Annotated in this window: 4 protein-coding genes; all 4 read left to right on the top strand. The window is 42.1% G+C overall.

Going from position 1 to position 5,027, the window contains the following annotated elements; all coding sequences use genetic code 11:
- The first annotated feature begins 477 nt into the window (after positions 1-477).
- The 4 genes from NWE93_15115 to NWE93_15100 all read left to right on the top strand — a co-directional run bounded on the left by NWE93_15115 (position 478) and on the right by NWE93_15100 (position 4,875).
- Positions 478-1,710 (top strand): M28 family metallopeptidase, encoded by a 1,233-nt coding sequence (locus NWE93_15115; GenBank protein ID MCW4001559.1) that lies wholly within the window; start codon positions 478-480, stop codon positions 1,708-1,710.
- Positions 1,711-2,284: 574 nt separating this feature from the next.
- Complete coding sequence (locus NWE93_15110) at positions 2,285-3,061, top strand: MBL fold metallo-hydrolase (GenBank protein ID MCW4001558.1); 777 nt, start codon at positions 2,285-2,287, stop codon at positions 3,059-3,061.
- Between the two features lie 208 nt (positions 3,062-3,269).
- On the top strand, positions 3,270-4,007 hold the full coding sequence (locus NWE93_15105; protein ID MCW4001557.1) for an energy transducer TonB: 738 nt from the start codon (positions 3,270-3,272) through the stop codon (positions 4,005-4,007).
- Positions 4,008-4,374: 367 nt separating this feature from the next.
- On the top strand, positions 4,375-4,875 hold the full coding sequence (locus NWE93_15100; protein MCW4001556.1) for a nuclear transport factor 2 family protein: 501 nt from the start codon (positions 4,375-4,377) through the stop codon (positions 4,873-4,875).
- The last annotated feature ends 152 nt before the right edge of the window (positions 4,876-5,027 follow it).

The raw sequence follows: 5,027 nt of genomic DNA, 5'->3' as shown, positions 1-5,027 counted from the left end.
ATAATAAATAGTTATCCGTTATTCAGTAAAATTACTAAAATTTTAATCATTAGGTCTGTTGTTTTTATTTAAATGATGAGGTCAATTTTGAAAAGTATTATTCTGAAAAAGTATTTGTCTTTCCTTTTCATTTTTAATAAATCGACTGAGGGGAAGGGACATATTCTTAAATAACTCATTTTAATCTTTCTATTCGATATCAGAACGAAATTCACTTCAACAAGTAATTTCTTTTTGTCTTTGAGCCAAATTAAGGCAACCTGTGCACTTCACCGGATAACTTCAATATACCCCCAAGTCAGGTTCCCGGTCATTATTACCCCGTGCCCCAGGAACAGTCGGCCATATGACAGCTGTAAGAAAATTTATTATCTTGACCCGTGAACGCTTTTCCATAAACAAAGAAAAAGAACCGGAAACTTAAACGGCACATGCATACTCCCTTCCGTTATCATTAGCCTGCCTGAATATGCTTTGATGAGAGACCTCTTCCGACTTACAGATGAAAGCACTGACGAAGTATTTGAGACCGCTTCACGGTTGCTTGACAGGTTCACCTGCCGGATAACAGGCACCGATGCCGCGCTAAAAGCCGGCGAGGCAATAAAGGAATTGTTCTCCGGATCCTGCGATAAAAGCGCTACCGAACCGTTCAGGGTACATCCCGGACAACTATGGAACATAGGGAGAATACTTGCCATTATCTTTTTGATTTCTTCAGTTGCATACTGGTTCGGCAGAGTTGGTGTGTACGTGTCGGTTTGCATTATCATTGCCGGTGCGGTGTATGGAATAAGTCATTTCATTTTTTACGTCAGCCTGTTTGATAAACTGTTTCCCGGCAAAAATGCCCAAAATGCAGTCGGGATTATCGAACCGGATAACCGTACGGAGCAACAGGTCATCGTTGTCGGGCATCATGACAGTGCATACGTGTTCAGGTACCTCAAAAGCCATCAGTCTCTATATGGCTTCATTATGATCATGTCGATCGGCAGTTACCTGTGCGGGACGGCAATCTCAGTATACAGGTTTCTGTTCCTGGTGATAGGCGGCCATGTCTTATACAGTGACATCCTGATGATATTAGTGATAGTTTTATCCGTAGCCGTGCTGCCACTGTTCTTCTTTATCACAAATGAACCCTCGCCTGGAGCCGGAGATAATCTTATCGGATCCGTTATCGCCGTTAAACTCTCTTGGATATTCGGCAAAGGCAATCCTCTTAAAATGAATCTCAGGAAGACCAGGCTGGTCTTCCTTAGCACCGACGCCGAGGAAGCCGGTCAGAGAGGGGTTAAGGCCTACATCCGGAGACATATCAAAGACATAAATGACACCCCAACATTTGTATTGAATATCGACAGCATATATTCTTATGACGATTTAACCTTATTGGAAAGGGACAGAAACGGACTGGTGCCTTTATCCGCGTTGCAGAACCGGAAATGCCTCGACATTGCCAGGCAGCTAGGCATCGGGATAAAACCCGGGAGGATCCCGTTCGGAGGAGGGGGAACAGATGCTTCATGGTTTGTAAAGCACAAAGCACAGGTAGCATCCGTCATAGGGATGCCCCTGAATTTTAAGAATAAGACAGCTTATTACCATACTCCCTCCGATACACTCGACAAGATTGAGCCCCGGGCAGTAAAATCCGTAATTGAACTTGCTGTTAATTATATTCTTGATCTTGATTCAACAACTTAACAGCATCCCGGACTGCACCTGAAGAGTAAGACTCAGTTCATTGCAGCGCTAATACTGCTCAGTCTCTATCGCCGGATACACCAGATTCTTTCTCAAATCCAGCAGACTGATCAGGCTGTCGCCGGAGAGGTTTATCACCGGGCCGGTTATGCTCATATCTGCATTATCTGCTTAATTCCCTGCCGGGCTGTCGTGCCGGCAGGTAGTTGGGCTATGCAAACCGACCCTGATCTGGCTCCATGTACCCGTACCGGCCCGGCCGTTTACTCCCGCTTCCTGTCATCGTTATATTCAACGTTACAAGGGCTTTGAGAACGCGTGGATACTGACATGGTCCCGGGGGCGACAATGTCAGGCTCAATCCAGATTCACCATGAACCGGTTAATATCAATTGCTCCCTGACTTACTACTAATTTTTAGAAGTTTATTATAAATTTATGCAACGTTTAAATCTTGTTGCTCAAGATATCTTTAATCAGATGTTGGTATGTAGGAAACGTTTACCTGATAAATATGTTATGGGCAAGGTTAACGAAAGAGAATGTAAGAACGGATAAAGAGAAGTTGAGAATGATGAATAACAATGAAAACGATTGGTTTACAATTGAAAAAATAGACGACGACACCTCGGTTATAAGCGAATATAAACATTGGGAAGAAACACATAGTTACGTACTAAACGGAGCAGAAAAATGCTTACTAATCGACACAGGTCTTGGCGTGGAAAATATCCTGGAACAAGTACAAAAACTGACAGATAAACCTGTTACGGCAGTTACGACACATGTACACTACGACCACTTTGGCGGACATAAATATTTTTCTGATTTTTACGTACACGAAGCAGAAACAGAATGGATAAATGGTGGATTTCCTTTGACAACAGAACAGGTTCGGGATTTATTAACAGAAGAACCGTGCGATTTTCCAAAAGACTTTGATGTCAATAATTATTATCTGTTTGAAGGAGTCCCGGCAAGAGTGTTAAAAGACAACGATACAATTGAACTGGGACGAAGGACAATACAGGTTCTGCACACACCGGGACATTCTCCCGGACATATGTGCTTTTTCGAAAACGATAGAGGATATTTATACACTGGCGATTTAATTTATATTGGCGAATTGTTTGCATATTATCCGTCAACAGATCCGGTTGCCTATATGAACTCGATAAAAAAACTGCTGCCTCTGCCGGTAAGGAAAATTCTGCCGGCACATCACGATATAAATGTCCCATTGTCGATTATCAAGGATATGGACAAAGCCTTCACCGGCTTGTATAATAAGGGGAAACTAAAACACGGTAGCGGAACTTTTTTGTACTCAAATTTTGGAATCAAACTATAGGATAATAATGACAAAAACCGGGAATGAAAAATCAGTTCATAACGTGCGGTCAAAGAATTTCCGGAGTGAAATGGTTATCCGGCCATCCATGCCATGAATTAACTATCTGTAACGGTGTATACGAAGGCAACACGCTCTCCCAGACGTTTGATACCGCAAAAACACTGGCAGCAAGCTATACCAGAAATTCACCTTATCAATCAATATTATGAAAAGTAAAGCACTTCTGTTCATCCTGTTAACAACTCATGCTTTTGCTTTCGGTCAAAGTGTTACTTACCAGTATTATGACAGGAACTGGGCCACATCCGATGAGCAAAAAGCTGATTATATACGTCAGATCTTAACCATTAACGATACCCTTTACCGGATAACTGAGACAGACAGATCCGGGAAAGTTTTAATGACAGGTGAGTATTACTCTTTGAACCCCAAAATTGAAAACGGAACTTTCATATTCTCCACAAAATTGTGCGGATTTGACACTGTCACCGGGCAATACAGGCAAGGAGACATGGTCGGGAAATGGTCGTATAAAAATGCTGATGCCGAGCCTCTTATAATAGACTACGATTTTACATTAAAAAACTGCTACAATATTGAAGAGGGGCAAACTGACGAGAATTCTATTTACGTTGTTGCCGACAAAATGCCGACATTCAAAGGGGGTGATATACTCAGTTGCAGAGTGTATATTAATAAAACTCTCCACTACCCCCCGATGGAAGCTTACAGGCGTATAACCGGGTTGACAATTGTGACATTCGTTGTAAATACTGCCGGAGAGGTATGTGATATAAGCATCACAAGAAGCTCAATGAATAAGCATCTCGACAGGGAGGTTTTAAGGGCAGTATCCGAATCCCCTGAATGGGAACCAGGGTTAATGAAAGGTAAAAAAGTTAATATAAGATTTTCTCTGCCATTCAGGTTTCCTCCCAGATAATGCGCCGGCAGAAAACAGATCGGTATATACAATTGGCGTTGCCAGTTTCAGAGTGCTGACCTGCCTAACCGGAAAATCAAAGACGTTTGCTGCTATACCGAACCGGACTGGTGTCTGATGCCACCCGGGGAAAGATGGCAGTTACGCTCTCCGGGATTGATGACAAAAACTCATTCCATCCCCTGCCCTGCTATAACTAACCCGCACCGCCAGACCCATGCATATAGCCTGAAAATATGCATCCGGAAGCCTTGAGGAAATATTGGAAACTGCATTCCGGTTATCTTAATTTATTGTTTTATTTGTATGGAGGCATGAGCAGAAGATTAATACTATAAACACACAGGGAACCAGAACGAAATCAATTATGAGAAAAATTATCTACGTTGCAGCTGCTGTTATTTGTTTTTCCGGCTGCGTTCAGACTACCACGAAGGATAAAAATATAACACAATCTGAAGCACAAGACTTGGATCAGGAAGACCTGGCAACTGCCATTATTACAATGGAAAAAACTGCACTGGAGAAACTGAACAAGGGAAATCCGTCCGGTTTTCTGGAAATATATGCTGATGACATCACCTATTTCGATCCTTTCCGGGAAAAACGGTTCGATGGATTTGAAAAAGTAAAGGCTTTCTATGAAAGCATGCAGGGAGCATTCCGGATAGACAGCTGCGAGATGATTGAGCCTGTTGTTCAGATAGCCGGTGAAACTGCCGTTTTGAGTTATAACCTGGTATCACATATCGGAAGCGATGTTTTCCGTGAAAAATGCACTGAAGTTTACAGGCAACAACCTGACAAACAATGGAAGATCATCCATTGTCACTGGTCAGTGGTAACATCCACGAGCGAGAAAGAGTAAAACAGCCACAAGCTAACGGCTGACATCAGTGTCACATAATCAGACACAGAATTTTTCCTTATTTTAAAACTAATACTGGCTATGGCAGTCAATGTAAATAGTCGATCCTTAAAAAGTATCTATATTGTTGATAACTAATAATATAAGTTAAT

This window comes from Candidatus Bathyarchaeota archaeon, from assembly GCA_026014735.1.
In the GTDB taxonomy this organism is placed as follows: Archaea; Thermoproteota; Bathyarchaeia; order Bathyarchaeales; family Bathycorpusculaceae; genus Bathycorpusculum.
The sequence above is the reverse complement of the archived record's forward strand: the minus strand, read 5'-3'. Positions and strand labels throughout refer to the sequence as shown.

Coding starts and splice junctions, on each gene's coding strand:
- NWE93_15115 (MCW4001559.1), top strand. CDS start 478: ATGAGAGACCTCTTCCGACTTACAGATGAAAGCACTGACGAAGTATTT.
- NWE93_15110 (MCW4001558.1), top strand. CDS start 2,285: ATGAATAACAATGAAAACGATTGGTTTACAATTGAAAAAATAGACGAC.
- NWE93_15105 (MCW4001557.1), top strand. CDS start 3,270: ATGAAAAGTAAAGCACTTCTGTTCATCCTGTTAACAACTCATGCTTTT.
- NWE93_15100 (MCW4001556.1), top strand. CDS start 4,375: ATGAGAAAAATTATCTACGTTGCAGCTGCTGTTATTTGTTTTTCCGGC.